Below are 26,073 nucleotides of genomic sequence, written 5' to 3'. Positions count from 1 at the left end.
ATGCACCTGCTGCGGACCCAGCCCGGCGGCTTCGTGCCGGATGACAGCATTGCCGACCTCGGCCAGACACCCGCCGAACTGGTGATCCTCTGCAGCGGCGATTCACACCTGGCGTTGCTTGCCGATACCGCCGAGCAATTGCCCGAGGACTACCCCAGCCTGCGCCTGGCCAACCCGATGCAGGTGCAGAACCACGCCTCGGTCGACCTGTATGTCGACGAGGTGCTGCGCCATGCCAAGGTCATTTTGGTGTCGCTGCACGGGGGCGTTGGCTACTGGCGCTATGGCGTCGAGCAACTGGTCGCCCTGGCGGCCCGCGGCGTGCAGTTGATCCTGGTGCCGGGCGATGACCGCCCGGACCCTGAGCTGACCGGCCTGGGCACCGTGACCGGCGATCAGGCCGAACGCCTCTGGCACTACCTGCGCCAGGGTGGCAAGGCCAACGCCCTCAACCTGTTCAACTGCCTGGCCAACCAATGGCTGGGCCGTGACTATGGCTGGGACGAGCCGCAGCCACTGCCACGCACCTCGGTGTATCACCCGACCAAAGGCAGTGCACTGCTTGAGGACTGGTACGCGCAGTGGCACCCGGAGCATCCGGTAGCACCGTTGCTGTTCTACCGGTCACACCTGCAAGCGGCCAACACCGCGTTCATCGACGTCTTTTGCGAGCGTTTGCTGGCGGCGGGGCTCAACCCCTTGCCGATTGCCGTGGCCAGCCTCAAGGAAAGCGCCTGCTTCGAACAGGTCGAAGCCTGGCTGGACGAAGTCGGCGCCGAGGTCTTGATCAATACCACGGGGTTTGCCTTGTCCAGCCCCGAACGCCCCAACCTGCGCCCGTTCCGCCGCGACATCCCGGTGTTGCAGGCCATTTGCGCGCAGGACAACCAACCGGCGTGGGAAGCCAGCGAGCAGGGCCTGGGCGCGCGTGACCTGGCCATGCATATCGTTTTGCCGGAGCTGGACGGGCGAATCATCACCCGCCCGGTCAGTTTCAAGGACATGGCCTGGCGCAGTGAGCGCAGCCAGTCTGACGTAGTCTGTTACCGTGCTCACCCCGAGCGTATGGATTTTGTCGCCGAGCTCGCTCGGCGCTGGGTAGAGCTGGCCCGGTTAGCCAATGGCCAGAAGCGCGTAGCGCTGGTGCTGGCCAACTACCCGACCCGTGACGGCCGGATCGGCAACGGGGTAGGGCTGGATACGCCGGCAGCGGCCTTGAATATCCTCAAGGCACTGCAGGCCGAAGGGTATCCGTTGGCGGGCCTGCCAGGCACTGGCACGCAGTTGATCCAGCAGTTGCTGGGCGGCGTGACCAATGACCTCGATCACCTGGACCAACGCCCGTGCGCGCAAAGCCTGAGCCTGGATGACTACCAGGCAGCCTTTTCCCGCCTGCCTGAAGTCAACCGCCAGGCAGTGCTGGAGCGCTGGGGGCCGCCGGAGCAAGACCCGATGTACCGCAGTGGCCGCTTGATGGTTGCGGGCTTGCGCTATGGCCTGACCTTCGTCGGCATCCAGCCGGCGCGGGGCTATCAGGTCGATCAAAGCGCGGTGTATCACGACCCTGACCTGGTGCCGCCACACGCGTACTTGGCGTTTCACTTCTGGCTGCGCCATGCCTTTGCCGCCGACGCGGTGATCCATGTCGGCAAGCACGGCAACCTGGAGTGGCTGCCTGGCAAGGGGGTAGGGTTGTCTGCGCAATGCTGGCCCGACGCGCTGCTGGGCCCGCTGCCGAACATCTACCCGTTCATCGTCAACGACCCGGGTGAAGGCGCCCAGGCCAAGCGCCGAACCCAGGCGGTGATCATCGACCACCTGATGCCGCCGCTGACCCGCGCCGAAACCTATGGCCCGCTGCGTCACCTGGAACAACTGGCGGACGAATTCTACGAGGCGCAGCTGCTCGACCCGCGGCGTGCCCGCGAGCTGCAGCGCGACATTCTTGAGCTGGTCAAGGCCAACCACATCGACCGGGAACTGCAACTGGAAGGGCAGCTGGACGATGCCGCTGTGTGGCTGCCGCGTCTGGACACCTACCTGTGTGACCTGAAGGAATCGCAGATTCGCGATGGCTTGCACGTGTTTGGCCAGTCGCCCGAGGGCCGGCTGCGTTTGGACACCCTGTTGGCCTTGCTGCGTGTGGAGCGCGGTGACGGCCGGGGTGGCAATGCCAGCCTGTTGCGTGCACTGGCCAAGGCCCTGGTGCCGGGCTTCGACCCGCTCGATTGCGACCTTGGGCAGCCGTGGCAGGGGCTGCGGCCTGGGCCTTTGCAGGCGATCAGCGACGCGCCATGGCGCACCTGTGGCGATACCCGCGAGCGCCTAGAACTGCTGGCCTTGCAGGTGATAGAGCAGGCGCTTGGTGGCACGCTGGTACTGCCAGCCCTGAGCGAGTGGCAACCGGTACGTGATGTAGTGCAGGCATTGTGTGACGCGGTGGCGCCGAGCCTGGATGCTTGTGGTGCGGCCGAGATCAACGGCCTGCTGGCGGCCCTGGCCGGCCGTTTCGTGCCGGCCGGCCCGAGTGGCGCGCCAAGCCGCGGTCGCCTGGATGTACTGCCGACCGGGCGCAACTTCTATACCGTGGATGTACGCAACCTGCCTACCACCACGGCCTGGCGCCTGGGTTTTGCCTCGGCGAGCCTGATTCTCGAGCGCCATTTACAAGACCATGGCGACCACCTGCGCCAGTTGGGCCTGTCGGTATGGGGCACCGCGACCATGCGCACCGGCGGCGACGATATCGCCCAGGCCATGGCCCTGATGGGGGTACGCCCGGTGTGGGCCACCGGTAGCCAGCGGGTCGACGATTTCGAAATTTTGCCGCTGAGCCTGCTCGACCGCCCGCGGGTGGACGTAACCTTGCGGGTGTCGGGGTTCTTCCGCGACGCGTTCGGCAACTTGATCCGCCTGTTCGATGCTGCAGTTCAGGCGGTGGCGGCGCTGGATGAGCCTGATGACCTCAACCCGCTGGCAGCGCGCGTGCGCAGCGAGCGTGAGGCACTGCAGGCGCAGGGCGTGGAAGCCGAGCAAGCGGCGCGCCAGGCGGGCTGGCGGGTATTCGGGGCCAAGCCCGGTGCCTACGGTGCTGGGGTGCAGAATGCGATCGACGGCCGCTTGTGGCACAGCCGTGACGACTTGGCTGAGGTCTACCTCAACCATGGCGGCTACGCCTATGGTGGCAGTGATGAAGGCACCCCGGCCCGTGAGCAGTTCGCCCGCCGCCTGGGGCAGGTCCAGGCGGTCCTGCAGAACCAGGATAACCACGAGCATGACCTGCTCGATTCCAACGACTACTACCAGTTCCAGGGTGGCATGCTGGCCGCCTCGGAAACCTTGTCTGGCGTGTCGGTGGCCAGCTACCACGGCGACCACAGCCAGGTCGATCGGCCGCGCATCCGTACCCTCAAGGAGGAGCTCAACCGGGTCATTCGTGCCCGTGTGCTCAACCCCAAGTGGATCGACGGGGTAAAGCGCCATGGCTACAAGGGTGCCTTCGAAATGGCAGCAACGGTCGACAACCTGTTCGCCTTCGATGCCACCACGCACCTGATCGACGACCATCATTATCAGTCGCTGGCCGATGCCTACGTGCTCGACCCAGCGACCCGCGATTTCATGCGCGAGCACAACCCCGAGGCGCTGCGCGACCTCACCGAACGCCTGCTGGAGGCCCAGCAACGCGGCCTGTGGGAGGCGCCCGGCGATTACCGCGAAGCCCTTGAGGCGCAACTGCTCGACGGCGAGGAACAGGCTTGAAATGAGTGAACCCGTACAATTTCCGCTGGCCGCCGTGGTCGGTGCCGATGCGCTGAAACTGGCCCTGTGCCTGACCGCCATCGACCCGAAGATCGGTGGCGTGCTGATTGAAGGCCCGCGCGGCATGGCCAAGAGTACCTTGGCCCGTGGCCTCGCCGACTTGCTCGGCGAGGGGCCGTTCGTCACGCTGCCGTTGGGCGCCAGTGAAGAGCGCCTGGTCGGCACCCTCGACCTGGACGCTGCGTTGGGGCAGGGCAAGGCCCAGTTTTCACCCGGTGTGCTGGCCCAGGCCGATGGCGGCGTGCTGTACGTGGATGAGGTCAACCTGTTGCCCGATACCCTCGTCGACCTGTTGCTCGACGTGGCCGCCAGCGGCACCAACCGCATCGAACGTGATGGCATCTCGCACCGGCACAGCGCGCGTTTTGTGCTGATTGGCACCATGAACCCGGAAGAGGGCGAGTTGCGACCGCAGCTGCTTGACCGTTTTGGCTTGAATGTGGCCCTCGAAGGCTTGCCGGAGCCCCAGGCGCGCCAGCAGATCATCCGCCGCCGCCTGGCGTTCGACAGCGACCCCCAGGCCTTCTGCGCGCAATGGGCAACTGCCCAGGCGCAACTGCGCGAGCGCTGCCAGCAGGCGCGCCACGACCTCGCCCAGATTGCCCTGGACGACCAGGCCCTGGCCTGGATCACCGAGCGCTGCTACGCCGCCGGGGTCGATGGCCTGCGGGCGGACCTGGTCTGGCTGCGCGCAGCACGCGCGCACTGTGCCTGGCGCGGCGGCGAGGCCATTGATGAAGCCGATGTCGAGGCGGTGGCCGAGTTCGCTTTGCGCCATCGTCGCCGTGTATCGCCCCAGCAGCAGCCGCCTTCGACACCGCCTGAGACGGGCCAGCAGAGCGCAAGCAGCCAGGGCAGCCAAGGCGGGCAGGGTGACTGGGGCGCGCTGCCACCACAGCCAGTGACCAGTGGTGCGCGTCGTGAGGTGCCGAACTGGGCAAAAAAGCCCTGAGCATCCGCCAGCGAAAAGCCCAAGGGACGGATGCCAGGCCACGTGCAGGGCAGTTGAAAGGTGCCAGCCGTGGCCGTGTACACAGCACCACTTCGGGCCGAGTAGCCTGGCTGCCGACTTTGCTCAAGGGGCGGCCACGGCTGCGTGAAGACCTCTGCTGGCAACAGCGCAGGGCTCAGCCTGGCGAACTGTGGCTGGTGATCGTCGACGCCTCGGCCTCAACCCGCCGCCACCAGGCGCTGGCGCAGACCAAAGGTTTGCTGGCAGCGTTGTTCGACCAGGCATACCGTCAGCGGGCGCGGTTGGCCCTGCTGACAGCGAGCGGGCAGACGCCGCAGTGGCAGCGACACGGCCTCAAGGCCTCGGCGGCCTTGCAGCCCTGGTTGCAAGCACTGGGGGCAGGGGGCGGTACACCGTTGATCGCCGCGTTGGAGCAAGCGCGGCAGTGGCTGCAGGCGCGGCAGCAGGCCCACCCTCATGAAGCTGTGCGCTGCCTGGTATTTACCGACGGTCGGCTGCAGCACTCGGATAACGTGCAACCGATGGGCTGTGCCACGCTACTGGTCGACATGGAGCTGGCGCCCGTTCGTCTGGGCCGTGCGCAACAATTGGCTGTGCAACTGCAGGCCGATTATCAGCACCTGGAACACTTCAAGGTCGTGGATTGAATAACAGTGCGGCGTGATACTGCGACACAATGTCGCAATAAGGTGTCGCAATAAGAAAAGTTGCAGAGGCAGCAACTGAGAAGTTGCACAAGTGCGTGGCAGGGCACGCACTTGGAGGGGCAATCGCAATTACTTTGGCATCGACCACGGTTGCAGGTCATAACCTTTTTCGCACAGCTCGGCGCGCACTTCCTCGATCAGGCTGGCCCATTGCGCAGGGTCGGAATAAATGCGCGAGGACACTTGCTTGCTGCCGATGCGGGTGCTGGTCCGGTCGATCACTGCCAGGCTCAATTCACCAGTACCATTGGGCGCATCCCAGGCTACGCACTGGAAAGGTTCGAAGGCGTGGTCGGCAATCAGCAGTGCTTCGTTGACACGGAGCGGGGCATTCATGGTTCGGTCTCTCTATGGTCCCAAACATCGAAGTGAAGTCCGCGTTGCTTTAAATTCGCCTCAATCATCGCGATATGCAGCGCGGGGTTATGTGTACTGATGCTCGTTGTCCGGGGGCAAGTCACACATTGGGTGTAAAAATTTGTTTCAAGGTTGAATCCGTTCTTGCCTGCGCCGCCATGGGATGTCGATAAAGTGCGAAAATTCCCGTCAGGGTTTGTAAAAAAATGATTCGGCAGACAGACGGTACTGGGCACCGTCAAGTTCGTTGCTACTGTTAATTGGGCGCCACAACTTGCTGTTTTACTTCACAAAACCAAACTCTGGCGCCAAGGAACGGTCATGCAGCAACCCGCTTCCCAACGCCGTTTGCTCATCGTCGACCCCTGCGACGACTGCCACCGTTTATTGCCAGGCCTGCGCAGTGCCGGCTGGGATGTGGACAGTTGTATGCTCGGCGCTGCCCTGGACCACGCCTGCGATGTTGGCCTGCTGCGGCTGCAGGCGTCGCACCTGCGCCATCCCGACGCGGTCAAGGACATGATCAAGCGCAGCAATACCGAGTGGATCGCCGTGCTCAGCGCCGAGCAATTGCGCATGCAGAACGTCGGTGATTTCGTCTGCGAGTGGTTTTTCGACTTCCATACCTTGCCGTTCGACGTTTCCCGCGTTCAGGTTACCCTCGGGCGTGCCTTTGGCATGGCGCGGCTGCGTGGCAAGGGTGCGGTGCGGGTGGACGACTCGGTTCACGAGTTGCTGGGTGAGAGCCGGCCGATCCGCGAGTTGCGCAAACTGTTGGGGAAACTGGCGCCCACCGAGTCGCCGGTTTTGATCCGTGGCGAGAGTGGCACAGGCAAGGAGCTGGTGGCGCGCACCCTGCATCGGCAGTCGCAGCGGCACGATCAGCCGTTCATCGCGATCAACTGCGGGGCGATACCCGAGCACCTGATCCAGTCCGAGCTGTTTGGGCACGAGAAGGGTGCCTTTACCGGTGCGCATCAGCGCAAGGCCGGGCGAATAGAGGCGGCGCATGGCGGTACCTTGTTCCTGGACGAGGTGGGTGACTTGCCGTTGGAACTGCAAGCCAACCTGCTGCGGTTTCTGCAGGAAAAACACATTGAACGGGTCGGTGGCAGCCAGCCTATCCCCGTGGATGTGCGGGTGTTGGCGGCGACCCACGTGGACCTTGAAAAAGCCATCGAACAGGGCCGCTTTCGCGAGGACCTGTATTACCGGCTGAATGTGTTGCAGGTGGTGACGGCGCCACTGCGAGACAGGCATGGTGACCTGTCGATGCTGGCCAGCCATTTTGCCCATTTCTACAGCCTGGAGACCGGGCGCAGGCCGCGCTCGTTCAGTGACCATGCGTTGGCGGCCATGGGCCGGCATGACTGGCCGGGCAATGTGCGTGAGCTCGCCAACCGAGTGCGGCGCGGGCTGGTATTGGCCGAGGGGCGGCAGATCGAGGCGCAGGACCTGGGCTTGCAGATCGAGCAAGAGCAGCAGCCGCTGGGTACGCTGGAGGAGTACAAGCACCGGGCAGAGCGCCAGGCTTTGTGTGATGTGCTTAACCGGCACAGCGACAACTTGAGCATCGCTGCGAAAGTACTCGGGATCTCGCGGCCGACATTCTATCGGCTGCTGCACAAGCACCAGATTCGTTGACGCCTGCCTGTGTAGGAGCAGCCTTGTGCTGCGAAGAGGCCGGTGGCAGCACTTAAGATCTCGGATGCTGCTGCCGGCCTCTTCGCAGCACAAGGCTGCTCCTACAAGGGAGGGCGGTGGCAGCACTTAAGATCTTGGATGCTGCCGCCGGCTTCTTCGCAGCACAAGGCTGCTCCTACAAGGGGGCGATCAATGCGGTGCGCGCGGGATGGTCTTGAGCAGGTCTTCCGGGCTGATATGGCCAACTACTTGGGCCACCGCGCTGCCGGGGGTCGGCAGGTCGATGATGTGGTTTTTCATCTTGCCGACCACATGCATTTCACACGGTTTGCAGTCGAATTTCAGGGTCAACACTTCGTCGCCCTGAATCAGCTGCATCGGTGCCACCTTGGTGCGCACGCCGGTCACGCCCTTGGCCTGCTTGGGGCACAGGTTGAACGAGAAGCGCAGGCAGTGCTTGGTGATCATCACCGGCACTTCGCCGTGCTCTTCATGGGCCTCGTAGGCCGCGTCGATCAGCTGCACGCCGTGACGGTGGTAGAAATCGCGCGCCTTCTGGTTGTAAACGTTGGCCAGGAACGACAGGTGCGACTCCGGGTACACCGGAGGCGGCGTGGTTTCAGCTTTACGGCCGCCGCGCGGATGCGCCTTGACCCGAGCAGCGGTCAGCGCCTCGATGGCTTCACGGCGCAGGGCCTTGAGCTGCGAGTTAGGGATGAAATACGCCTGCGGGGCATCCAGTTCGATGGCGTTGGCGTGGTACTGGGTGGTACCCAGTTGGCCCAACAGGTCGTGCAGTTGGTCCAGCGCCTGTTGCGGCTTGTTGGCCGCGCCGAACGGGCCGTCCAGGGCCACTTGCACGCTGACGCCTTCCTCGCTGCTGACGGTGAGCATCAGCCGCTGCTCGCGCAGCACCGCGTGCCATTCCACACCCACTCGGCGTTCGGCCGACGTGCGCTGCAAGGCCTGTTGCCAGTTGTGGTCGAGGTTGCGTGACAGCGGGTGATTTGGCCGCAGTTTGTACAGGCCGTCAGGCATTTCGTTGGGTTCGACGCGGTAGCGATAGCGCTTCTGGCCGTCTTCCTCGAACTCGCCACGGGGTTCGGCAATGTTGGCGCGGAACCCCACCACCTCGCGCTTGACCAGCACGTTCAGGCCGTCGCCGTTGGTCAGCGGCACGTCAGTGGTGACCAGCATGTCGCGTTTGTTGACCTTTTCCACTACGCCCACCGGCAAGCCGGTGAACGTTGGCGAGTCGAACGCGCCGATGTCGATCTTGCGGTCGCTGACGAAGTAGTCGGTGCTGCCGCGGTGGAAGGTCTTGTCCGGGTCGGGGACGAAGAAGTGCTCGGTGCGGCCGCTTGACGCGCGGGCCAGGCCCGGGCGGTCTTCGAGGATGGCGTCGAGCTCTTTGCGGTAGTGGGCCGTGATGTTCTTCACATAGCCCATGTCCTTGTAGCGGCCCTCGATCTTGAACGAGCGCACGCCAGCGTCGACCAGGTCGCGCAGGTTGGCGGTCTGGTTGTTGTCCTTCATCGACAACAGGTGCTTCTCGAAGGCCACCACGCGGCCCTGGTCATCCTTCAGGGTGTAGGGCAGGCGGCAGGCTTGCGAGCAGTCGCCACGGTTGGCGCTGCGCCCGGTCTGGGCGTGGGAGATGTTGCACTGGCCGGAGAAGGCCACGCACAGCGCGCCGTGGATGAAGAACTCGATGGCGGCGTCGGTTTCGGCGGCAATGGCGCGGATCTGCTGCAGGTTCAGCTCACGGGCCAGTACCAGCTGCGAGAAGCCCGCCTGATCGAGGAACTTGGCGCGCTCCAGGGTACGGATGTCGGTCTGGGTGCTGGCGTGCAGCTCGATCGGTGGGATGTCCAGTTCCATCACCCCCAGGTCCTGCACGATCAAGGCGTCGACGCCCGCCTCGTAGAGCTGATGGATCAGCTTGCGCGCCGGCTCCAGCTCGTTGTCGTGGAGGATGGTGTTGATGGTGGTGAACACGCGTGCATGGTAGCGACGGGCGAACTCGACCAGTTCGGCGATTTCGCTGACTTCGTTGCAGGCGTTATGGCGCGCGCCGAAGCTCGGGCCGCCGATATAGATGGCATCAGCGCCGTGCAGGATCGCTTCGCGAGCGATGGCCACGTCACGGGCAGGGCTGAGCAGTTCCAGGTGATTCTTTGGAAGGGACATGTCGTTATAGTTTCGGGCGGTCACGGTTTAGGCGGGCATTGTAGCGGTGAAACGGGCTGGTGGCATCCCTACGCTGCCCAGAGGCGGCGCGACCTGGAGTAGGAGCGGCAAGGCCGCTCCAGTGATCGAGCGGGGAATCAGCGTTTGGCAGCCATCGCGGTGACTTCCACGCGCATGCCTTCGACCGCCAGCGAGGCCACGCCAACGGCGGCGCGCACGGGCCATGGCTTGCTGAAGAAGCGCTGGTATACCTCGTTGAACGCTGCACGTTCAGCCATGTCGGTGAGGTAGATGGTCAGGTGCAGCACGCGGTCCATGCCGCTGCCGGCTTTTTCCAGGGCTACTTTCAGCGCCTGCAGGGTGCATTCGCTCTGCGCAACGATGTCGCCCAGCTCGAGGCTGCCATCGGCGCGGGTGGGGATCTGGGTGGAGACCAGCACACCGTTGTATTCGGCGACGTCGGACGAAATGGAATCGGCGTCCGGATCGGGGGTGTAGATGATGTCTGTGTTTGCCATGGGCGCGTTTGCCTTGCTACGGAAGGAAAGCGGCAAGCGTACGCGAGCAGGCGGCAGGGGTCGAGTCGTTAGGGCGCTGCCGCAGTTACCACTGGCACATCCCAAAAAAACAGGGCGCCTGATAGGCGCCCTGTTTTGTGTTGCTTAGGCTTCAGCGTCCCAAGGACGATCGCCTTTCTCATCTTTGACGCGGGTCGGCAGGCCCATCACGTCCAGCGCCTTGAGGAACGGCTCGGCTGGCAGTTCTTCGACGTTGACCATGCGCTTGGCATCCCACTCGCCACGGGCGACCAGCAGGGCGGCAGCCACTGGCGGTACACCGGCGGTGTAGGAAATACCTTGGCTGTCAGTCTCGGCGAAGGCTTCTTCGTGATCCGCCACGTTGTAGATGAACACTTCGCGCGGCTGGCCATCCTTGGTGCCCTTGACCAAGTCACCGATGCAGGTCTTGCCGGTGTAGCCCGGGGCCAGGGAGGCTGGGTCTGGCAGCACGGCCTTGACCACTTTCAATGGCACCACTTCCAGGCCTTCGGCGGTCTTGACCGGTTGCTCGGAGAGCAGGCCGAGGTTTTTCAGCACGGTGAACACATTGATGTAGTGCTCGCCGAAGCTCATCCAGAAGCGCACGTTCGGCACGTTGAGGTTCTTCGAAATCGAGTGAACTTCATCGTGGCCGGTCAGGTACAGGTTTTGCGAACCTACTACGGGCAGGTCGTCGGTACGCTTGACCTCGAACATGGTGTTGCTGGTCCACTGGCTGTTCTGCCAGCTCCACACTTGCCCGGTGAACTCGCGGAAGTTGATTTCCGGGTCGAAGTTGGTGGCGAAGTACTTGCCATGCGAACCGGCATTGACGTCGAGGATGTCGATCGAATCAATGCTGTCGAAGTATTGCTGCTGCGCAAGTTTTGCGTAGCTGTTCACCACACCCGGGTCGAAACCGACGCCGAGAATGGCAGTAATGTTCTTTTCTTTGCACTCTTCGAGGTGTTTCCACTCGTAGTTGCCGTACCAGGGCGGCGTCTCGCAGATTTTGCCCGGTTCTTCGTGAATCGCGGTGTCCAGGTAGGCGACACCGGTATCGATGCAGGCACGCAGCACCGACATATTGAGGAAGGCAGAGCCCACGTTGATCACGATCTGCGATTCGGTCTCGCGGATCAGTGCTTTGGTCGCCTCGACATCGAGGGCGTTGAGCGAGAAGGCCTGGATGTCGGCGGGTACCTTCAGGCTACCCTTGGCCTTGACGCTGTCGATGATGGCCTGGCATTTGGAGATGTTCCGCGACGCAATGGCAATACGACCGAGTTCGTCGTTATGCTGCGCGCACTTGTGGGCCACCACCTTGGCGACACCTCCTGCACCAATGATAAGAACGTTCTTCTTCAATTTATCCCTTGCTCCTTACTGAAAGCCGGTCTTACGACAGGCTGGAAACGTAGTCTTCGAAACCGAACTCGCGCACCACCTCGACACTGCCGTCGAGCTGCTTGACCACGATGGATGGCATTTTCAGACCGTTGAACCAGTTTTTCTTGACCATGGTGTAGCCGGCCGTGTCGATGAACGACAGGCGGTCGCCAATGGCCAACGGACGATCGAATTGGTACTCGCCGAAGATGTCACCGGCCAGGCACGATTTGCCGCAGACCATGTAGGTGTGTTCGCCATCGTTGGGGGCCATCTTGGCGTTGAGGCGGTAGATCAGCAGGTCGAGCAGGTGCGCTTCGATCGAGCTGTCGACCACGGCCAGGTGCTTGCCGTTGTACAAGGTGTCGAGCACGGTCACTTCCAGCGAGGCGCTGTTGGTGATGGCGGCTTCGCCCGGTTCCAGGTACACCTGCACGCCGTAGGTTTCCGAGAAGGCTTTAAGGCGCGCGCAAAACGCATCGACTGCATAGTCTTCACCGGTGAAGTGGATGCCACCACCGAGGCTGACCCACTCGACCTTGTGCAGCAGGTGGCCGAAGCGCTCTTCGATGTGCGTGAGCATCTTGTCGAACAGGCTGAAGTCACCGTTCTCACAGTTGTTGTGGAACATGAAGCCGGAGATCTGCTCGATGACCTTCTCGATCTTCTCCGGGTCCCACTCACCGAGGCGGCTGAACGGGCGTGCCGGGTCGGCGAGCAGGTAGTCGGAGCTGCTGACTTGCGGGTTGACGCGCAGGCCGCGAACCTTGCCTTCGGACTGTTCGGCGAAGCGTTGCAGTTGGCCGATCGAGTTGAAGATGATCTTGTCGCAGTTCTCGAGCATTTCCTCGACTTCGTCGTCGGCCCAGGCAACGCTGTAGGCGTGGGTTTCGCCTGCGAATTTCTGGCGGCCGAGCTTGAGCTCGAACAGCGACGAAGAGGTGGTGCCGTCCATGTATTGCTGCATCAGGTCGAACACCGACCAGGTCGCGAAACATTTGAGGGCGAGCAGCGCCTTGGCACCGGACTTCTCGCGCACATACGCGATCTTCTCCATGTTGCCCAGCAGCTTGGTTTTATCGATGAGGTAGTACGGCGTCTTGATCATTTAAAGGCCCCCGGCAAGGCCGGCCAAAAAAAGGACACGCATTGTGCCTTCACTCGCTACAGATCGAAAGGGCGAGATGCGCTTTTCGTCAGGCTCGCTGGAATTTTCCCAGGTGCTTGAGGCTCATTAGAACAGGCCTGTGTGACTATCCTGATCTCACGGGCGTTTTTCTCTCCACTCCATTGGACCAGGAACGCAAGCATGAAAATTGGCGTGATCGCCGACACCCACGGTTTATTGCGCCCAGAGGCGGTGGATGCGCTGGTCGGTTGTGCGCTGATCGTGCATGCCGGCGATATCGGCAAACCGGACGTACTGGAGGTGCTGGAGGCCCTGGCGCCGGTGCGGGTAGTGCGCGGCAACAATGACCTGAAATGGCCTTGGGCGGCGGACTTACCCGATCAACTGCGCTTCGACATGGGGGGCTGGCAGGCACTCCTGGTGCATGACATCGCCGATGTGCCGGCCAAGCTCGATGAGGCTGTGCGGGTGGTGATCACCGGGCATTCGCACAAGCCGCTGATCGACTGGCGGAACGGGCTGCTTTACCTGAATCCCGGAAGCGCCGGGCCGCGACGGTTCAAATTGCCCGTGACGGTGGCGGTGATTGAAATAGAGGGAGAAGCGTTAGTCGCCAACATCATTCCCTTGCTCGATTGACTGCCTCGGCCCCTTCGCGGGCAAGCCCGCTCCTACAGGGCAAAGTTATTCCTGTGGGAGCGGGCTTGCCCGCGAAAGGGCCGGAACAGGCAACCTCAATCGACCTGCTTCAACCAATCCTGAATCTGCGCCAGTGTCGCCGTGGCACCTCCGCAAACCACTATCAGCACATTGTTGTACTCGGCCAATTTCTCGGCTTCGTAAGCTACTGCCAATGCAGCCCCACACGCGGGCTCCACCAATACCCGATGATCGAGCAAGAAGCGCTCGCAGGCTTCCAGTGCGGCACGGTCGCTGACCAGATGGTTGTGCAGCGGATGGTTACGCGCGCATTCCAATGCCTGATCAGCAACGCGCTTCGCACCCAGGGAGGTGGCCACCGAGGCGAGGCGCTCAAGTTCAACCGGGTGGCCAGCCTGCACCGCTGCGTGCAGCGAGGCGGCACCGGTAGTTTCCACCGCCAGCACAGGTACATCATCCCAGCCATTGCGTTTCAGCCCTTCGACTACGCCACTGAGCAATCCGCCTCCGCCGACCGACAGCACCACCGCATCGGGCCTAAGCCCGGTGGCGGCAACTTCGTCGATCAGGCTGGCATGTCCGGCCCACAGCAGTGGGTCGTCGAAGGGGTGAATGAACGCGTCGCCGCTGCCAAGCAGGGTCTGGGCTAGCTCGTTGGCCTCCTGCCAGGAGCTGCCATGCACCACCACCTTGGCGCCTTCAAGGCGCAGCAGTTGCTTGGCGCGCTCGGTGGTGGTCTCGGGTACCACCACGGTCACCGGCACCCCCAGTTTGCGGCCGGCATACGCCACCGCCAGCCCGGCATTGCCCCCGGACGACGACACAAAATGGCGCGCGCCCCTGGCATGGTGGACTTCGCAGGCATGGCCCACGCCACGCAGCTTGAACGAGCCACAAGGCTGCACTGCCTCAAGCTTGAGCCAAACGGTACAGCCTGACGCCAGCGAAAGCGGGCGGGATTCAATCAGCGGCGTCTGTATATGCAAAGTCATCGTTAGCTCCAAGCTTCAGTCTTCACGAGCCGCTGCCGGCTGTTCGCCACGCAACTGCTCCAGGTAGTTGTAAACGGTGTAGCGTGTCACCCCAAGGGCGCTGGCAGCCTTTTCCACGCCGCCTTTGACGATGAACAAGCCACGCTCCTGCATGACCCGCACCGCGTCGACCTTGGCCTGCTTGGTCATCCGGCCTTGGCCGCTGCGTTGCAGTGCGCCCTGGATGATTTCGCTCATCAACAGCGCCATGTCGGCGGGTTCGCTGACCGCTGGCGAGTCGCTCAGGGGCTGTAACTGCTGCAGAAAATTCATCGCAGCGTCCAGCCCCGTAACGTCGGTATTGATGCAGAGGCTGGCGAACGGGTGGCCGGTGCTGTCGCGGAAAATGGCCGTGGCGCTGCGCAGGGTGCGGCCCTTGAGCGTGGTCGGGTAATCCGGCAAGACCACAGGCGCACAGCCGCGCTGTTCCACGGTGGCCCGCATCAGGGCCTTGAAGCCTAGGTCCTGCTCCGGCGCGGCGAGGATTGGGCTGCCGACGACACGGCCGGAGAGGTGGCCGTTTACGATCGCCACCACGGAGTGTTCCGGGTGGTCGAGGTCGTGCAGGAGGATTTCCATGTTGCGCGCGGCAACGCTGCCCAAAGCCTGGATAGCGGCCTTGAGAACGGTGAGGGTGAGCTGACGTTCTTCAGGGGGAGAGAGCGGCATGAATGCATCGCCAAATTCAACGGTTTGTGCATTTTTACACAATACGTTGAAAATGGCGATGTGACGGGCGAGTTTACTTGCCCAGTGCTGGCGTACGCGGTGGAATCATGCGGCGCGAGCCAGTGGCCTCGAAGGCCGCTGCGAAGCTCAACAGGTGGTTATCGGTATAGGCGCGGCCGGCGAAGGTCAGCCCCACCGGCATGCCGATGTCAGCCATTACGCCCATGGGCACGGTGACGGTCGGTACGCCCAGGTGGCGGATCGCAAGGTTGCCGTTGGCCACCCAAATGCCGTTGCTCCAAGCAATGTCGGCCGAAGCCGGGTTGACGTCAGCATCCGCTGGCCCTACATCGGCCACGGTGGGGAACAGCACCGCGTCCAGGCCCAGGGTGTCCATCCAGTCTTCCAGGTCCAGCTTGCGGGTTTTCTCCAGGCCGCGCAGGCCGTCGGGCAGCGTTTCGATCTGGTCCCAGGTCTTCAGGCCGCGTTTGGCCATGTTGACGTATTCGCCCATGCCGGCGGCCAGGTCGTCCTCACGGTTGGGCAGGGTGCCGGGGTCGTGCGGGAAGATCTTCGGCCCATCGACATCGGCCAGGCGGTTGAGCTTGGGGTCGTCGTTGGCCCGCAGGAAGTCGTCAAAGGCCCAGCCCGACAGCTCCCACAGTTCGTCATGGAGGAATGCCTTGCTGACGATGCCGCGGTTGTACACGGTCGGGGCGCCAGGGCGGTCGCCTTCGCAGTTGGAGACCAGCGGGAAGTCCACTTCGAGCACTTCGGCACCTGCAGCTTCCAACGCCTGGCGCGCTTGTTGCCACAGGTCGATGACGCTGGCGCGGGTGTTGATGCGCTGGCCGGTTGGGCCACCGATACCCGGTTTCTCGGAGGTGCCAGCTTCTGGGTCGGCATTGATGTACATGCGCGGCACGCCAAAGCGTTTGCCCTTGAGCGCGCTGGCATCCACAGCCAGGTCCAGGTACGACGCTGGGCGCACCGAAGAGGCGGCCGGGATAGTTACCCACGGCTGCAAGCGCCACAGGTCACCGCGTGTGTCGGCGTCGTCGGCAACCACCACGTCGAGGATTTCCAGCAGGTCGGCCATGGTGCGGGCATAAGGCACCACCACGTCCATGGTCGGGGTCAGCGGCCAGTTGCCACGCACCGAGATCACCCCACGCGAAGGGGTGTAGGCGCACAGGCCGTTGTTCGATGCAGGGCCACGGCCACTGGACCAGGTTTCCTCGGCCAGGCCAAAGGCACTGAAGCTGGCGGCCGTCGCGGTGCCGGCACCGTTGGACGAGCCAGAGGCGAAGGGCGCAGTCAGGTAGGCGGCGTTGTACGGGCTTTCGGCACGGCCATAGACGCCCCGCTGCATGCCACCGTTGGCCATGGGCGGCATGTTGGTCTTGCCCAGGCACACAGCACCGGCGGCGCGTAGGCGCTCGATGGTGAAGGCGTCGCGCTGGGCGACCAGGTCTTTGAAGGCCGGGCTGCCGGAAGCCGCAGTCAGGCCCTTGACCAGGTAGCTGTCCTTGGCTGTGTAGGGGATGCCGTCCAGCGGGCTCAGGGGCTGGCCCTTGGCGCGGCGGGCGTCGGAGGCTTCAGCCTCCTTCAGTGCGTCTGGGTTGCGTACCACCACGGCGTTCAGTGCGGTAGCGGTGTCGGCGCCATCGTAGGCGTCGATGCGCGCCTGGTAGGCCTTGACCAGCTCGACCGCCGTCGTGCGGCCCGACTCGAGTGCGTCGCGCAGCTCGGCAATGGAAACCTCGGTTACCTCGATCATGCGTTCACCAAAAAGTTTTGCAGGTGGGGGCTAGTGCGAGGAGTGTACAAGAAGGCATTGCCGGACGCAGGTTTGCGCAGGGGCAAATGGTTTTATGCAGGCGAGCATTGTCGGGGCCGCGAGGCGGCCCCGAACGGTCAATCCAAGTCGGCCGCCGAGTGCCGTTCTGGTACTTGGCTGGCTTCATCGCCCCAGGTGCGATTGACCCGTGACCCACGTTGCACGGCGGGCCGCTGGGCGATCTCTTCGGCCCAACGCTGCACGTGGGTGTAGTCGTGCACCGCCAGAAACGTTGCTGCGCCATAAAGATTGCCGCGCACCAGCTCGCCATACCAAGGCCACACGGCGATATCGGCGATGCTGTATTCATCGCCGCCCAAATAACGGCTTTCGGCCAGGCGGCGGTCGAGCACATCCAGTTGGCGCTTGGCTTCCATGGTGAAGCGGTTGATGGCGTATTCGAACTTTTCCGGGGCGTACACGTAGAAGTGGCCAAAGCCGCCGCCCAGGTAAGGCGCCGCGCCCATCTGCCAGAACAGCCAGTTCAGGCTTTCGGTACGTGCAGCGGCGGACGTGGGCAATAGCGCACCGAACTTTTCCGCCAGGTACAACAGGATCGAGCCCGACTCGAATACCCGTACCGGTGGCTCGACACTGCGGTCGAGCAGGGCAGGGATCTTCGAGTTGGGGTTGACCTGCACGAAGCCGCTGGAAAACTGGTCACCCTCGCCGATGCGGATCAACCAGGCGTCGTATTCAGCGCCGCTGTGGCCCAGGGCGAGCAGCTCTTCAAGGGCTATGTTCACCTTCACGCCATTGGGCGTAGCCAGCGAATACAACTGCAAGGGGTGCTTGCCCACTGGCAGCGCCTTGTCATGGGTCGGGCCGGCTACCGGGCGGTTGATGCTGGCGAACTGGCCACCGGAGGCTGCGTCATTGCGCCAGACCTTGGGTGGGGCGTAAGGGTGCTTGCTCATGCAGGGTGCTCCTTCAAGGTCGCGAAAGGGTCAGGTAAAGCGGTTGACCTGCATCTATGCCATGGGTTCTCGGAAAAGCGCAATTGCATTGGGCGCGGGCGTTGCGTGCATGCAGGGTTTCATCCAGTTTTCATCTGCCCTTGGCGTCGGCGGCTCTATGCTGGCGCTATCTCTGACCCTGCACGGAACGGCTGGCGATGAACATCCCTCGCAGCGTGTTGGCGCTGGTCCTGCTCGGCGGCCTGTTGGCCCACGCCCAGGCCACGCCTTGGGTCGCCGGCCTGCACCACATGACCCTGGCCGACCCTGTCGATGATCGCCCGATGCAAGCGTTGGCGTTTTACCCGGCGACAGGTGTGCCCCATAACATGCGCATCGACGGCTACCCGCTCGACGTCGCCGAAGAGGCCCCGGTGGCCCTGGGGCAGTTCCCTTTACTGGTGCTCTCCCACGGCAATACCGGCAGCCCGCTGGCCTTGCATTACCTAGCCACCGCGCTGGCACGGCAGGGTTTTGTGGTCGTGGCGGTGGTGCACCCGGGGGACAACGCCCGCGATCACAGTCGCCTGGGTACCTTGAGCAACCTCTATGGCCGGCCGCTGCAAGTCAGCGCCGCGATCACGGCTGCCCGTGACGACGCGCTGCTTGGGCCCTACCTGAATGATGGCAAGGTAGGTGTCATCGGCTATTCGGCCGGGGGCGAAACGGCGCTGATCGTCTCGGGTGCGCAACCCGACCTGGACCGCCTGCGCCAGTACTGCCTCGAGCGCCCCAGCGATGGCGACGCCTGCAAGACCCATGGCGTGCTGATTGCCGACCGTAGCGAGCTGGCACCGAAGGCCGATTCACGGGTGGGCGCGGCGATGCTGATGGCGCCGCTGAGCCTGCTGTTTGGCCGCCATGCGCTGGCCAGTGTGCACATCCCGGTGCTGATCTACAGCGGCGACAGCGACCAACTGGTGGCCGTGGACCGCAATGCCGAAGCGTTGGCGCGCAAACTGCCCGTCACGCCGGATTACCGTCTGCTGGCCGGCGCAGGGCATTTCGTGTTCATGGCGCGCTGCGACGAAGAACAACACGCCCGCATGCCGGCGCTGTGCAAGGATGCCGAAGGCGTTGACCGCCGCCATATTCATCACTCGTTGCAACGCGACACCGCAGCGTTCTTCAGCCAGGCCCTCAGCGCACCGCTACCGGATGAGCGCTCAGCTGCGTCGGCTGCGCCGCGCCAGAAGCAGCGTTAAGCCAACGCCTGCCAAGGCGAGCAGGGCGGCAACGCAGAAGATAGAGGCATAGCCCAGGTGCACTGCCACCGCGCCCATCACCGGGCCGGCAATGGCCAAGGCCATGTCGAAAAACACCGCGTAAGCCCCCAACCCAGCGCCGCGGCTGCTGCTCGGCACCTGCTTGATGGCCTCTACACCCAGTGCCGGGTACACCAGCGACAAGCCGAACCCAGTAAGCCCGGCACCTGCCAACGCCCAAGGCGGCGAGGGTGCCAGCCACAGCAGCCCCAGGCCAATCACCTCGGTGGCCATGCACACCACTGCCACGTTGTAGCCGCCAAACCGGTTGACCGCATTGACGAACAACAGCCGCGAAATGATAAAGCACACGCCGAAGGCGCTCAGGCACCAGGCTGCACCGGCCCAGCCACGTTCCAGGTAATAGAGGGTGACGAACGTGGTCAGCGTGCCATAGCCGATCGACGCCAATGTCAGCCCCAGGCCACAGGGCGCAACGCGGCCGAAGGCAGACCAGAAGGGCAGCCGTTCGCCCCGTACCACCACCACGTCCGGGCGTTTGCGCAGCACCAGCATGGCCAGCAGCGCCAGCACCAGCAAGGTTGGCCCCAGCACGCTGAAGTCCAGGCCATCCACCGCCAGCACACCGACCGGTGCACCAATGGCGATGGCGCCGTAAGACGCGATACCGTTCCACGAGATCACCCGGGCGGTGTGCTCCGGTCCAACCTGGCTGATGCCCCAGCTCAAGGTGGCCACGCCGATCAGCCCTTGGGCGATGCCCAGCAGCAGGCGCCCGCCCAGCAATAGCGCCAGGCTCAGTAACGGCACGCTCAGGGTCCAGGCCGACAACAGCGTCAGCACCCCGCAACTGGCAATGCCGAGCAAGCCGAAACGAATCGCTTGCTTGCCGCCAAGCGTGTCCGCCACCCGCCCGGCAAAGGGGCGGCTCAGCAGGGTGGCCAGGTATTGCAGGCCAATCGTTATCCCGGCGACAACCGCGCCGAAGCCCAACTGGTCATGCACATAGCTGGGCAACACCGCAATCGGCAGGCCGATGCAGAGGAAGGCAATGAACGTGTAGAAGACGATCGACAGGATCTGCAGGGTGATATTGGAGGTATTGCTGGCGGGGGCGGACTGTTGCGCGGTCATGGGCTCTTTCGCGGGCGGGCGGTTGGGCGTTGTTTCATCATGGCCGTTGCGCGAAGGAAATGAAAGCAGGCTAACGAATTATTCCGGGTGAATGAACCATCCATGGGATCCGCCTGGTCGACTCAACGCGACCAGGCGGAGCGCACTACATCAGACCACGACGCCCTGGCTACGCAGGTAGTCGTCATAGGTGCCGCTGAAGTCCACGACACCGTCCGGCGACAGCTCGATGATGCGGGTGGCCAGCGAGGACACGAACTCGCGGTCATGGCTGACGAACAGCAGCGTGCCTGGGTAGTTTTCCAGCGCCAGGTTCAGTGCTTCGATCGATTCCATGTCCAGGTGGTTGGTCGGTTCGTCCATCACCAGCACGTTCGGTTTTTGCAGGATCAGCTTGCCGAACAGCATGCGGCCTTGCTCACCACCGGAAATCACCTTCACCGACTTGAGGATCTCGTCGTTGGAGAACAGCATGCGCCCGAGGGTGCCGCGAATCACCTGCTCACCGGAGGTCCACTGGCCCATCCAGTCGAACAGGCTCAGGTCGTCCTCGAAGTCGTGGGCGTGGTCCTGGGCGTAGTAGCCCACTTCGGCGCTGTCGGTCCACTTCACCGAGCCCGCATCCGGCGTCATTTCGCCAACCAGGGTGCGCAGCAGGGTGGTCTTGCCGATACCGTTGGGGCCGATGATCGCGACGCGCTCGCCAGCTTCGACAGTGATGTCGAAGTTCTTGAACAGAACCTTGTCGTCGAAGGCCTTGGCCATTTTTTCGACCACGACGGCCTGACGGTGCAGCTTCTTGGTCTGCTCGAAGCGGATGAAAGGGCTGACCCGGCTCGACGGCTTGACCTCGGCCAGCTGGATCTTGTCGATCTGCTTGGCACGCGAGGTGGCCTGCTTGGCCTTGGAGGCGTTGGCCGAGAAGCGGCTGACGAAGGTCTGCAGTTCGGCGATCTGGGCTTTTTTCTTGGCGTTGTCCGACAGCAACTGCTCGCGCGACTGGGTCGCGGCGGTCATGTACTCGTCGTAGTTGCCTGGGAACAGGCGCAGCTCACCGTAGTCCAGGTCGGCCATGTGAGTGCAGACGCTGTTGAGGAAGTGCCGGTCGTGGGAAATGATGATCATGGTGCTGTTGCGCGCCGTGAGGATCGTTTCCAGCCAGCGGATGGTGTTGATGTCCAGGTGGTTGGTCGGTTCGTCGAGCAGCAGCACGTCCGGGTCCGAGAACAACGCCTGGGCCAGCAGCACACGCAGCTTCCAGCCCGGCGCCACTTCGCTCATCGGGCCGAAGTGCTGGTCCAGCGGGATACCCAGGCCCAGCAGCAGTTCACCGGCGCGCGATTCGGCGGTGTAACCGTCCATCTCGGCGAATTCGGTTTCCAGCTCGGCGACGGCCATGCCGTCTTCCTCGGTCATTTCTGGCAGCGAGTAGATACGATCGCGCTCGGCTTTGACCTTCCACAGCTGGCCGTGGCCCATGATCACCGTATCGATCACGGTGAATTCCTCGTAGGCGAACTGGTCCTGGCGCAGCTTGCCGAGGCGGGTGTTCGGCTCGAGCATGACCTGGCCACCGGACGGCTCAAGGTCGCCGCCGAGGATCTTCATGAAGGTCGACTTACCGCAACCGTTGGCGCCGATGAGGCCGTAGCGGTTGCCGTTGTTGAATTTGACGGAAACGTTTTCAAACAGCGGCTTGGAGCCGAACTGCATGGTGATGTTGGCGGTAGAAATCAAGTGCTTGTCCTGCGGGGGTTCCAGAGGTGTATTTAGGCCCTCGTGTCAGTTTTGGGCCAATTTTGGGCCAATTCGACGCGGGGCGGCAGCTTCTCCAGCTCCCTCCAGTCCGAGGAGGAGCTGATCCATTTCGCGTAGGTAGAGAGCAACATTCCAACGCTATGGCCGAGCTGATTCGCGATGAACGCAGGGTTCATCCCAGGCATCAGGCACAGGGTTGCGTAGGTGTGGCGGGTGTCGTACTGACGGCGATCACGGATGTCCAGCGCTTGAGCGCTGATTTGAATGGGCGGATTGTAACACTTGGATCGCAGCTCCACAGCCCACCTTTGCTTGGTTGGACCACGAAAGGGCTGGCAGGGGGCACGGACTTGCACGCCATGCGTTGGAGCGTTGCGAACTGCAGGGCTTGCTTGATGGCGTTAAGGGCCCGCTCGTCGAGTAGGCTATCCGGTGATGATGGAGAGCATCGGTGCCTTTTTTTAACGTGTTTACCTGAGAAGCGGTACGGCCGCCTATTCTGCAAAGGTCTGCCCTCGCGTAAAAATACGCGAGGGCAAACCCTAGATAACTAGAACCAACCTGAAATTAAGTGCGAAACATCAGAGAAGAAGTTTTTAATCGAAGACCAAGCGTTAGCTAACCACTTAACAACGCTTTGGACGATGGAGGTGAAGAAATCAACAATTGCACTGTACACCTTGTTGGCCAACGCGCACACGCTTTCGAAAGCGATAAGAATAGCATTGCCGGCCCCAGGGTTTTCCTTGTTGATCTGCTTGGCTTTTTCGCGCCAGCGGTCAATGGCCGAGGCATTATCCCTTTTGGCTTTGTCAGCCATTTCATCAATTCTTCGGCTAAATTCATCCTGGTTCTGCGAGGACTGCAGCGCAGTCGTATAGTCCGACGTCTTGCTGTGGAAGGCAGCGCTGTCAGTATTCAGATCGGCCTTGCAATCCCCCGTAAACTTGCTGATTACTTGATCGTTACCACTGTCGCTCAGCGAGCTAACGGCCAGTGATACAGGCTCCAAGCCGCCATACAATTCATTCAGTACTTTTGACTCAGTGCTGTAACTCTGAGCCCTGCTGTCGCTTTTAAAGTGAGCGGCCATGTCATCGATTATGCTCTCGAAATCATTGCGAGCAAGAACCAAACTTTGTGCTGGCATTTTCTTCTCCTTGAAAATTAGAAGCGATGTTTTTCATAGCCTCCTTAGCGTAGTGTGGTTTTGATCTGCATCAAGCGCTTGATTGTTTTAATTGTATATAATTACTTCCTACTGTCTTCAGGTTGTAATGGGTGTGCGTTCGTAATCGCTCTTATGCTGATGTTTAGATTGCGCAGTTGCAATCTATCCAAACAGAATGATCACAGCGCTAAGAGACATCCACGTGAAGTGAACTGACGCCCTTCAAGTGTTCTAAAGATCCTTGGGCTGATCGAGTATTGGGGCACTCTCTGGCGCTACGTGGGGGGCCTGGAATGAATGGCTTTTTCAGCGCTTGGCCCGCCGAGCTTCACGATAAATGCTGAGGTGCTGGCGGGCGGCGCCTAATCTATTTGGTTAGGCTGGCTGTTCTGAGTAATGAAAGCGGGCTTACCCTCGGATCACCTTAAGGCGCGCCCGCCCAGCGTCCGTGATGGCGTTTTCGCCTTCATCGCTGATGCGGTAGCGCCCGGACACTGACTGTGTAATGGTGAACCTCACCAGTCCGCTTTTGGACAAAGCCTCACCCACTTCAAAGCTCATTGCACGCTCTAGGTCGAAGATTTTTGTTTCTCCGATTTTATAGCGGGCAAACGCAATCAGCGCCGAATCTATCGCCGCTTGGTCTATCACCTCAACACGCATTGGACCTCCTGGTCTGAATCGCCCAGGTCCGTGGGCTTGCGGTTAACGGACCTGGAAGTTCGTAGAATGCGCAACGCTACTACGGAGCCGGGCGTGTTAGTTACTGGCTTTGCGTCCATGCTGGATGGGTGGCCAGTCATGATCGTTAGTTTTAGTCTGCGTGCGGCGCTGCAGTGTCCGTTAACGACATCTCTTTTGGAAACACGTTGATAAACGCACTAATAGCAGGCTTGTCGTCATCATCAATATTGATCTTCGGTGTTTGCGACGATCGACTGATGTCCGTTGCAAAATTAGCGGCCCTCAGCGCACGTTCGATTTGCTGGCTTCCCGGGCTGTCATACAGCACTGCCTGAACGCCTGTGGCCTCTTTGGTGAGCATCAACTGCTTTATTTGTACCCGCACGCCCGCTTTGGTCAGGGCAACGGCGATCTGCTTGGAGAACGCCAACGCTTCGTCGTCGTTTCTGACGATATTGAGCAGTACGGTTGGGGCTACTTTGTCTTTGGCGAGCGCTGCCGCCAATGCCTGGAACGCGGCCTGTGCCTGCGCTGTCAGCTTTCTGGGCCGCAGGCGATGTTCAATGGCCTGGCGCTCTTTTTTTGCGGCGTCCAGTTGTGCCGTCAACGCCGCGTTCTGTTGCAGGAGCTCTTCGATTTTCAACTGGGACTGGGCGGCGGACTGGTTGGCTGTGGCGATCAGTTGGCTGGCCTCGGCCATGGACCTGTCTGACTCGCTACTTTGCACCTCGGACGTCAGGTGCGCCAGGATGACCGCGCAGGCCGAGACTAAGGCGGCAATGATGGCGGTTGTTGTAGCAATGCTGTGAATAAGGCTGGCGTTATCTGCTGAAATTTCTGGCATTAGCGTGCTCTTGAAATTTAGTTTCCATGATTTTGCGTTTTTGATTTCGCGGCAGATTGCCATAAATTCACCGTGCAAGCGACCTCTGGCGTCGACTATCGGTGCTTGATTTGGCATGACGTGATGGCCTGCGTAGGCAAACGAATAACGCTTTGTTTACAGGTGATTGCCAGTTGTCCGATTCAGCTCACATTTCGACTGAGTACAGTTGCGCGCCGTTTGCCTTTGGCTATGGTGGCTTTAGGTATACAACTAAAGTCGTAGGAGGGGCGACATGCGGATTCGCGGCGACGTTTTCTGGGGCTGGGCTGACCCAACGCTTCACCATCGGACTCACGACGAAACGTTAAGTGACGGCAGCTACATCGATGTCCAGGTGCGACTGTCGCGAACAGGCAATACGCAGATGTTCATCGGGGTTTATGCCCCCAGTGGCATGGCCATTCACGAAGAAGCTTTCGATTCGCGCCCAGGCGAATCAATGACCCGTGCCTTGGCGTGGGGCGTGGGCAGGGCGCGGCGGATAGCAAGCGATGCGATTCCCGTGACCGAACAGTTCGCCTGCGCTAAGTAGCGAGCTCTGAAGGTTGCCTTGGGTTGGGCGTGGGTCAGGTCTCATCCTTGATCTTCGCTGCGACGGACCTCAACTCACTGGCAACCCCATCGATGGACTTGATATGAGCGCGTACATCGATCTCGCTGTCTGAGGTCGCCCGCGCTTCCATGAACTTGGCGTGCCCGGTCATGGCTTTGCTGAGTTCATTCAGGTGGTCGGCGGTTTTGACGAGATCGGCTTTGATGGTATGAAGCGGTTCCATGAGCGTGAGTGCGTTCCTTGAAGTGTGCGTCTACAACCCTGTCCGGCTGTTCAGCGAAGCGTGCGTGACATCAGCCACTGCAGGTTGCCCCACGCTTCGAACTGCTCAATCACCGTCCAGCCACGCTTGGCATAGTAAGCCTGTTTATCATGGGTGTGCAGGTACAAGGTTTCGAGGCCGGCAGTGCGCGCATGGGCACATAGGCGCTCAATCAGGTCCTCGGCGATACCGGCTCCTCTGGCTGTCGGGTCAACGAACACGCAGGCAAGCCAAGGGCCGAGGTCCGGACGGGAAGGCAGGTCTTGGGCTGCTAGAGCGGCTCCGCCCAACAACTGGCCTTGCTCCAGGGCAATCAGGCATTGCCACTGGCCATTACCCTGGCCTTCTGCGAACTCATGCTGCCATCGCGAAAGCTCGATGCCGTCGAACTCATACGTGAATTGCTGATGAATCCACTGAGCAAAGGCGTTGCAATGGTTCATGTGGTTCGCGAGCCAATCAAACTGAGGCATGGGCATCCTGCGCGGTAGTA

The 26,073-nt window shown here is 61.9% G+C and carries 23 protein-coding genes and 1 pseudogene; 7 read left to right on the top strand and 17 right to left on the bottom strand.

Features of this window, described 5'->3' with window-relative positions; genetic code table 11:
- Genes cobN through AC5PZ0_RS10115 form a run of 3 tightly spaced genes read left to right on the top strand, consistent with a single transcriptional unit; the run spans position 1 to position 5,442 of the window.
- Positions 1-3,762 (top strand): cobaltochelatase subunit CobN, encoded by a 3,762-nt coding sequence (gene cobN / locus AC5PZ0_RS10125; protein WP_493854832.1) that lies wholly within the window; start codon positions 1-3, stop codon positions 3,760-3,762.
- A gap of 1 nt (position 3,763) precedes the next feature.
- Positions 3,764-4,774, top strand: a complete 1,011-nt coding sequence (locus AC5PZ0_RS10120) for a magnesium chelatase ATPase subunit I (RefSeq protein ID WP_493854831.1) — start codon at positions 3,764-3,766, stop codon at positions 4,772-4,774.
- A 53-nt stretch (positions 4,775-4,827) separates the two neighbouring features.
- A complete protein-coding gene (locus AC5PZ0_RS10115; protein ID WP_274883762.1) occupies positions 4,828-5,442 on the top strand; it encodes a vWA domain-containing protein in 615 nt (204 codons plus the stop codon).
- Between the two features lie 129 nt (positions 5,443-5,571).
- Here AC5PZ0_RS10115 and AC5PZ0_RS10110 read toward each other — a convergent pair whose 3' ends face one another.
- Positions 5,572-5,838, bottom strand: a complete 267-nt coding sequence (locus AC5PZ0_RS10110) for a hypothetical protein (protein ID WP_013972506.1) — start codon at positions 5,836-5,838, stop codon at positions 5,572-5,574.
- Between the two features lie 342 nt (positions 5,839-6,180).
- Between AC5PZ0_RS10110 and AC5PZ0_RS10105 the strand changes: the two genes are divergently transcribed.
- Positions 6,181-7,503, top strand: coding sequence for a sigma-54 dependent transcriptional regulator (locus AC5PZ0_RS10105; protein WP_027594830.1), 1,323 nt, complete (start codon positions 6,181-6,183; stop codon positions 7,501-7,503).
- Between the two features lie 189 nt (positions 7,504-7,692).
- Here AC5PZ0_RS10105 and AC5PZ0_RS10100 read toward each other — a convergent pair whose 3' ends face one another.
- The 4 genes from AC5PZ0_RS10100 to AC5PZ0_RS10085 all read right to left on the bottom strand — a co-directional run bounded on the left by AC5PZ0_RS10100 (position 7,693) and on the right by AC5PZ0_RS10085 (position 12,729).
- Complete coding sequence (locus AC5PZ0_RS10100; RefSeq protein ID WP_493854830.1) at positions 7,693-9,693, bottom strand: peptidase U32 family protein; 2,001 nt, start codon at positions 9,691-9,693, stop codon at positions 7,693-7,695.
- Between the two features lie 137 nt (positions 9,694-9,830).
- On the bottom strand, positions 9,831-10,211 hold the full coding sequence (locus AC5PZ0_RS10095; RefSeq protein WP_099429500.1) for a RidA family protein: 381 nt from the start codon (positions 10,209-10,211) through the stop codon (positions 9,831-9,833).
- Positions 10,212-10,355: 144 nt separating this feature from the next.
- Positions 10,356-11,600: a saccharopine dehydrogenase family protein gene (locus AC5PZ0_RS10090; RefSeq protein WP_493854829.1), complete on the bottom strand. Its 1,245-nt coding sequence runs from the start codon at positions 11,598-11,600 to the stop codon at positions 10,356-10,358.
- Positions 11,601-11,631: 31 nt separating this feature from the next.
- Complete coding sequence (locus AC5PZ0_RS10085; RefSeq protein WP_027594834.1) at positions 11,632-12,729, bottom strand: carboxynorspermidine decarboxylase; 1,098 nt, start codon at positions 12,727-12,729, stop codon at positions 11,632-11,634.
- Between the two features lie 201 nt (positions 12,730-12,930).
- Here AC5PZ0_RS10085 and AC5PZ0_RS10080 point away from each other — a divergent pair, with 201 nt between their 5' ends.
- Positions 12,931-13,389, top strand: coding sequence for a metallophosphoesterase family protein (locus AC5PZ0_RS10080; RefSeq protein ID WP_099429499.1), 459 nt, complete (start codon positions 12,931-12,933; stop codon positions 13,387-13,389).
- A 95-nt stretch (positions 13,390-13,484) separates the two neighbouring features.
- On the opposite strand, the gene AC5PZ0_RS10075 is transcribed toward AC5PZ0_RS10080, so the two are convergent.
- The 4 genes from AC5PZ0_RS10075 to yghU all read right to left on the bottom strand — a co-directional run bounded on the left by AC5PZ0_RS10075 (position 13,485) and on the right by yghU (position 17,867).
- The gene (locus AC5PZ0_RS10075; RefSeq protein ID WP_454243632.1) at positions 13,485-14,402 is read right to left on the bottom strand and encodes a pyridoxal-phosphate dependent enzyme; all 918 of its coding nucleotides are present in this window, start codon (positions 14,400-14,402) and stop codon (positions 13,485-13,487) included.
- A gap of 15 nt (positions 14,403-14,417) precedes the next feature.
- The gene (locus tag AC5PZ0_RS10070; RefSeq protein WP_027594837.1) at positions 14,418-15,110 is read right to left on the bottom strand and encodes a helix-turn-helix transcriptional regulator; all 693 of its coding nucleotides are present in this window, start codon (positions 15,108-15,110) and stop codon (positions 14,418-14,420) included.
- A gap of 73 nt (positions 15,111-15,183) precedes the next feature.
- Positions 15,184-16,890, bottom strand: a complete 1,707-nt coding sequence (locus AC5PZ0_RS10065) for an amidase (protein ID WP_493854828.1) — start codon at positions 16,888-16,890, stop codon at positions 15,184-15,186.
- A gap of 137 nt (positions 16,891-17,027) precedes the next feature.
- Positions 17,028-17,867 carry a glutathione-dependent disulfide-bond oxidoreductase gene (yghU, locus tag AC5PZ0_RS10060; RefSeq protein WP_027594839.1) on the bottom strand — a complete coding sequence of 280 codons (840 nt, stop codon included), beginning with the start codon at positions 17,865-17,867 and terminating at the stop codon, positions 17,028-17,030.
- 197 nt (positions 17,868-18,064) lie between these two features.
- Between yghU and AC5PZ0_RS10055 the strand changes: the two genes are divergently transcribed.
- Positions 18,065-19,111, top strand: coding sequence for an alpha/beta hydrolase family protein (locus AC5PZ0_RS10055; protein ID WP_493854827.1), 1,047 nt, complete (start codon positions 18,065-18,067; stop codon positions 19,109-19,111).
- Here AC5PZ0_RS10055 and AC5PZ0_RS10050 read toward each other — a convergent pair.
- From AC5PZ0_RS10050 to AC5PZ0_RS10025, 6 genes and pseudogenes are all read right to left on the bottom strand, one after another.
- Positions 19,073-20,266 carry an MFS transporter gene (locus AC5PZ0_RS10050; protein ID WP_493854826.1) on the bottom strand — a complete coding sequence of 398 codons (1,194 nt, stop codon included), beginning with the start codon at positions 20,264-20,266 and terminating at the stop codon, positions 19,073-19,075. The two genes, AC5PZ0_RS10055 and AC5PZ0_RS10050, sit on opposite strands and share 39 nt — an antisense overlap.
- 150 nt (positions 20,267-20,416) lie before the next feature.
- Positions 20,417-22,003, bottom strand: a complete 1,587-nt coding sequence (locus tag AC5PZ0_RS10045) for an ABC-F family ATPase (RefSeq protein ID WP_027594842.1) — start codon at positions 22,001-22,003, stop codon at positions 20,417-20,419.
- A 32-nt stretch (positions 22,004-22,035) separates the two neighbouring features.
- Positions 22,036-22,385: pseudogene (locus tag AC5PZ0_RS10040) on the bottom strand (site-specific integrase).
- Between the two features lie 189 nt (positions 22,386-22,574).
- Positions 22,575-23,174 (bottom strand): hypothetical protein, encoded by a 600-nt coding sequence (locus tag AC5PZ0_RS10035; protein ID WP_265969600.1) that lies wholly within the window; start codon positions 23,172-23,174, stop codon positions 22,575-22,577.
- A gap of 429 nt (positions 23,175-23,603) precedes the next feature.
- Positions 23,604-23,858: a hypothetical protein gene (locus AC5PZ0_RS10030; RefSeq protein WP_027594844.1), complete on the bottom strand. Its 255-nt coding sequence runs from the start codon at positions 23,856-23,858 to the stop codon at positions 23,604-23,606.
- Positions 23,859-24,009: 151 nt separating this feature from the next.
- Positions 24,010-24,840, bottom strand: coding sequence for a hypothetical protein (locus AC5PZ0_RS10025; protein WP_493854825.1), 831 nt, complete (start codon positions 24,838-24,840; stop codon positions 24,010-24,012).
- Positions 24,841-24,997: 157 nt separating this feature from the next.
- On the opposite strand from AC5PZ0_RS10025, the gene AC5PZ0_RS10020 reads away from it, so the two are divergent.
- Positions 24,998-25,297, top strand: a complete 300-nt coding sequence (locus AC5PZ0_RS10020) for a hypothetical protein (protein ID WP_027594846.1) — start codon at positions 24,998-25,000, stop codon at positions 25,295-25,297.
- Between the two features lie 34 nt (positions 25,298-25,331).
- On the opposite strand, the gene AC5PZ0_RS10015 is transcribed toward AC5PZ0_RS10020, so the two are convergent.
- Together AC5PZ0_RS10015 and AC5PZ0_RS10010 are read right to left on the bottom strand one after the other, a co-directional pair.
- Positions 25,332-25,541, bottom strand: a complete 210-nt coding sequence (locus AC5PZ0_RS10015) for a hypothetical protein (RefSeq protein ID WP_027594847.1) — start codon at positions 25,539-25,541, stop codon at positions 25,332-25,334.
- A 50-nt stretch (positions 25,542-25,591) separates the two neighbouring features.
- On the bottom strand, positions 25,592-26,053 hold the full coding sequence (locus tag AC5PZ0_RS10010) for a GNAT family N-acetyltransferase (protein ID WP_493854908.1): 462 nt from the start codon (positions 26,051-26,053) through the stop codon (positions 25,592-25,594).
- Between the last annotated feature and the right edge of the window lie 20 nt (positions 26,054-26,073).

This window comes from Pseudomonas sp. 5.2 (genome assembly GCF_059025405.1).
The sequence above is the reverse complement of the archived record's forward strand: the minus strand, read 5'-3'. Positions and strand labels throughout refer to the sequence as shown.

What these genes read in the sequence shown, in the direction of transcription:
- AC5PZ0_RS10100 (WP_493854830.1), bottom strand. Translation starts at nt 9,693, where the DNA reads ATGTCCCTTCCAAAGAATCACCTGGAACTGCTCAGCCCTGCCCGTGAC.
- yghU (WP_027594839.1), bottom strand. Translation starts at nt 17,867, where the DNA reads ATGAGCAAGCACCCTTACGCCCCACCCAAGGTCTGGCGCAATGACGCA.
- AC5PZ0_RS10010 (WP_493854908.1), bottom strand. Translation starts at nt 26,053, where the DNA reads ATGCCTCAGTTTGATTGGCTCGCGAACCACATGAACCATTGCAACGCC.
- AC5PZ0_RS10095 (WP_099429500.1), bottom strand. Translation starts at nt 10,211, where the DNA reads ATGGCAAACACAGACATCATCTACACCCCCGATCCGGACGCCGATTCC.
- AC5PZ0_RS10070 (WP_027594837.1), bottom strand. Translation starts at nt 15,110, where the DNA reads ATGCCGCTCTCTCCCCCTGAAGAACGTCAGCTCACCCTCACCGTTCTC.
- AC5PZ0_RS10085 (WP_027594834.1), bottom strand. Translation starts at nt 12,729, where the DNA reads ATGATCAAGACGCCGTACTACCTCATCGATAAAACCAAGCTGCTGGGC.
- AC5PZ0_RS10120 (WP_493854831.1), top strand. Translation starts at nt 3,764, where the DNA reads ATGAGTGAACCCGTACAATTTCCGCTGGCCGCCGTGGTCGGTGCCGAT.
- AC5PZ0_RS10020 (WP_027594846.1), top strand. Translation starts at nt 24,998, where the DNA reads ATGCGGATTCGCGGCGACGTTTTCTGGGGCTGGGCTGACCCAACGCTT.
- AC5PZ0_RS10080 (WP_099429499.1), top strand. Translation starts at nt 12,931, where the DNA reads ATGAAAATTGGCGTGATCGCCGACACCCACGGTTTATTGCGCCCAGAG.
- AC5PZ0_RS10075 (WP_454243632.1), bottom strand. Translation starts at nt 14,402, where the DNA reads ATGACTTTGCATATACAGACGCCGCTGATTGAATCCCGCCCGCTTTCG.
- AC5PZ0_RS10035 (WP_265969600.1), bottom strand. Translation starts at nt 23,174, where the DNA reads ATGCCAGCACAAAGTTTGGTTCTTGCTCGCAATGATTTCGAGAGCATA.
- AC5PZ0_RS10050 (WP_493854826.1), bottom strand. Translation starts at nt 20,266, where the DNA reads ATGACCGCGCAACAGTCCGCCCCCGCCAGCAATACCTCCAATATCACC.
- AC5PZ0_RS10015 (WP_027594847.1), bottom strand. Translation starts at nt 25,541, where the DNA reads ATGGAACCGCTTCATACCATCAAAGCCGATCTCGTCAAAACCGCCGAC.
- AC5PZ0_RS10110 (WP_013972506.1), bottom strand. Translation starts at nt 5,838, where the DNA reads ATGAATGCCCCGCTCCGTGTCAACGAAGCACTGCTGATTGCCGACCAC.
- AC5PZ0_RS10065 (WP_493854828.1), bottom strand. Translation starts at nt 16,890, where the DNA reads ATGATCGAGGTAACCGAGGTTTCCATTGCCGAGCTGCGCGACGCACTC.
- AC5PZ0_RS10025 (WP_493854825.1), bottom strand. Translation starts at nt 24,840, where the DNA reads ATGCCAAATCAAGCACCGATAGTCGACGCCAGAGGTCGCTTGCACGGT.
- AC5PZ0_RS10105 (WP_027594830.1), top strand. Translation starts at nt 6,181, where the DNA reads ATGCAGCAACCCGCTTCCCAACGCCGTTTGCTCATCGTCGACCCCTGC.
- AC5PZ0_RS10055 (WP_493854827.1), top strand. Translation starts at nt 18,065, where the DNA reads ATGAACATCCCTCGCAGCGTGTTGGCGCTGGTCCTGCTCGGCGGCCTG.
- cobN (WP_493854832.1), top strand. Translation starts at nt 1, where the DNA reads ATGCACCTGCTGCGGACCCAGCCCGGCGGCTTCGTGCCGGATGACAGC.
- AC5PZ0_RS10030 (WP_027594844.1), bottom strand. Translation starts at nt 23,858, where the DNA reads ATGCGTGTTGAGGTGATAGACCAAGCGGCGATAGATTCGGCGCTGATT.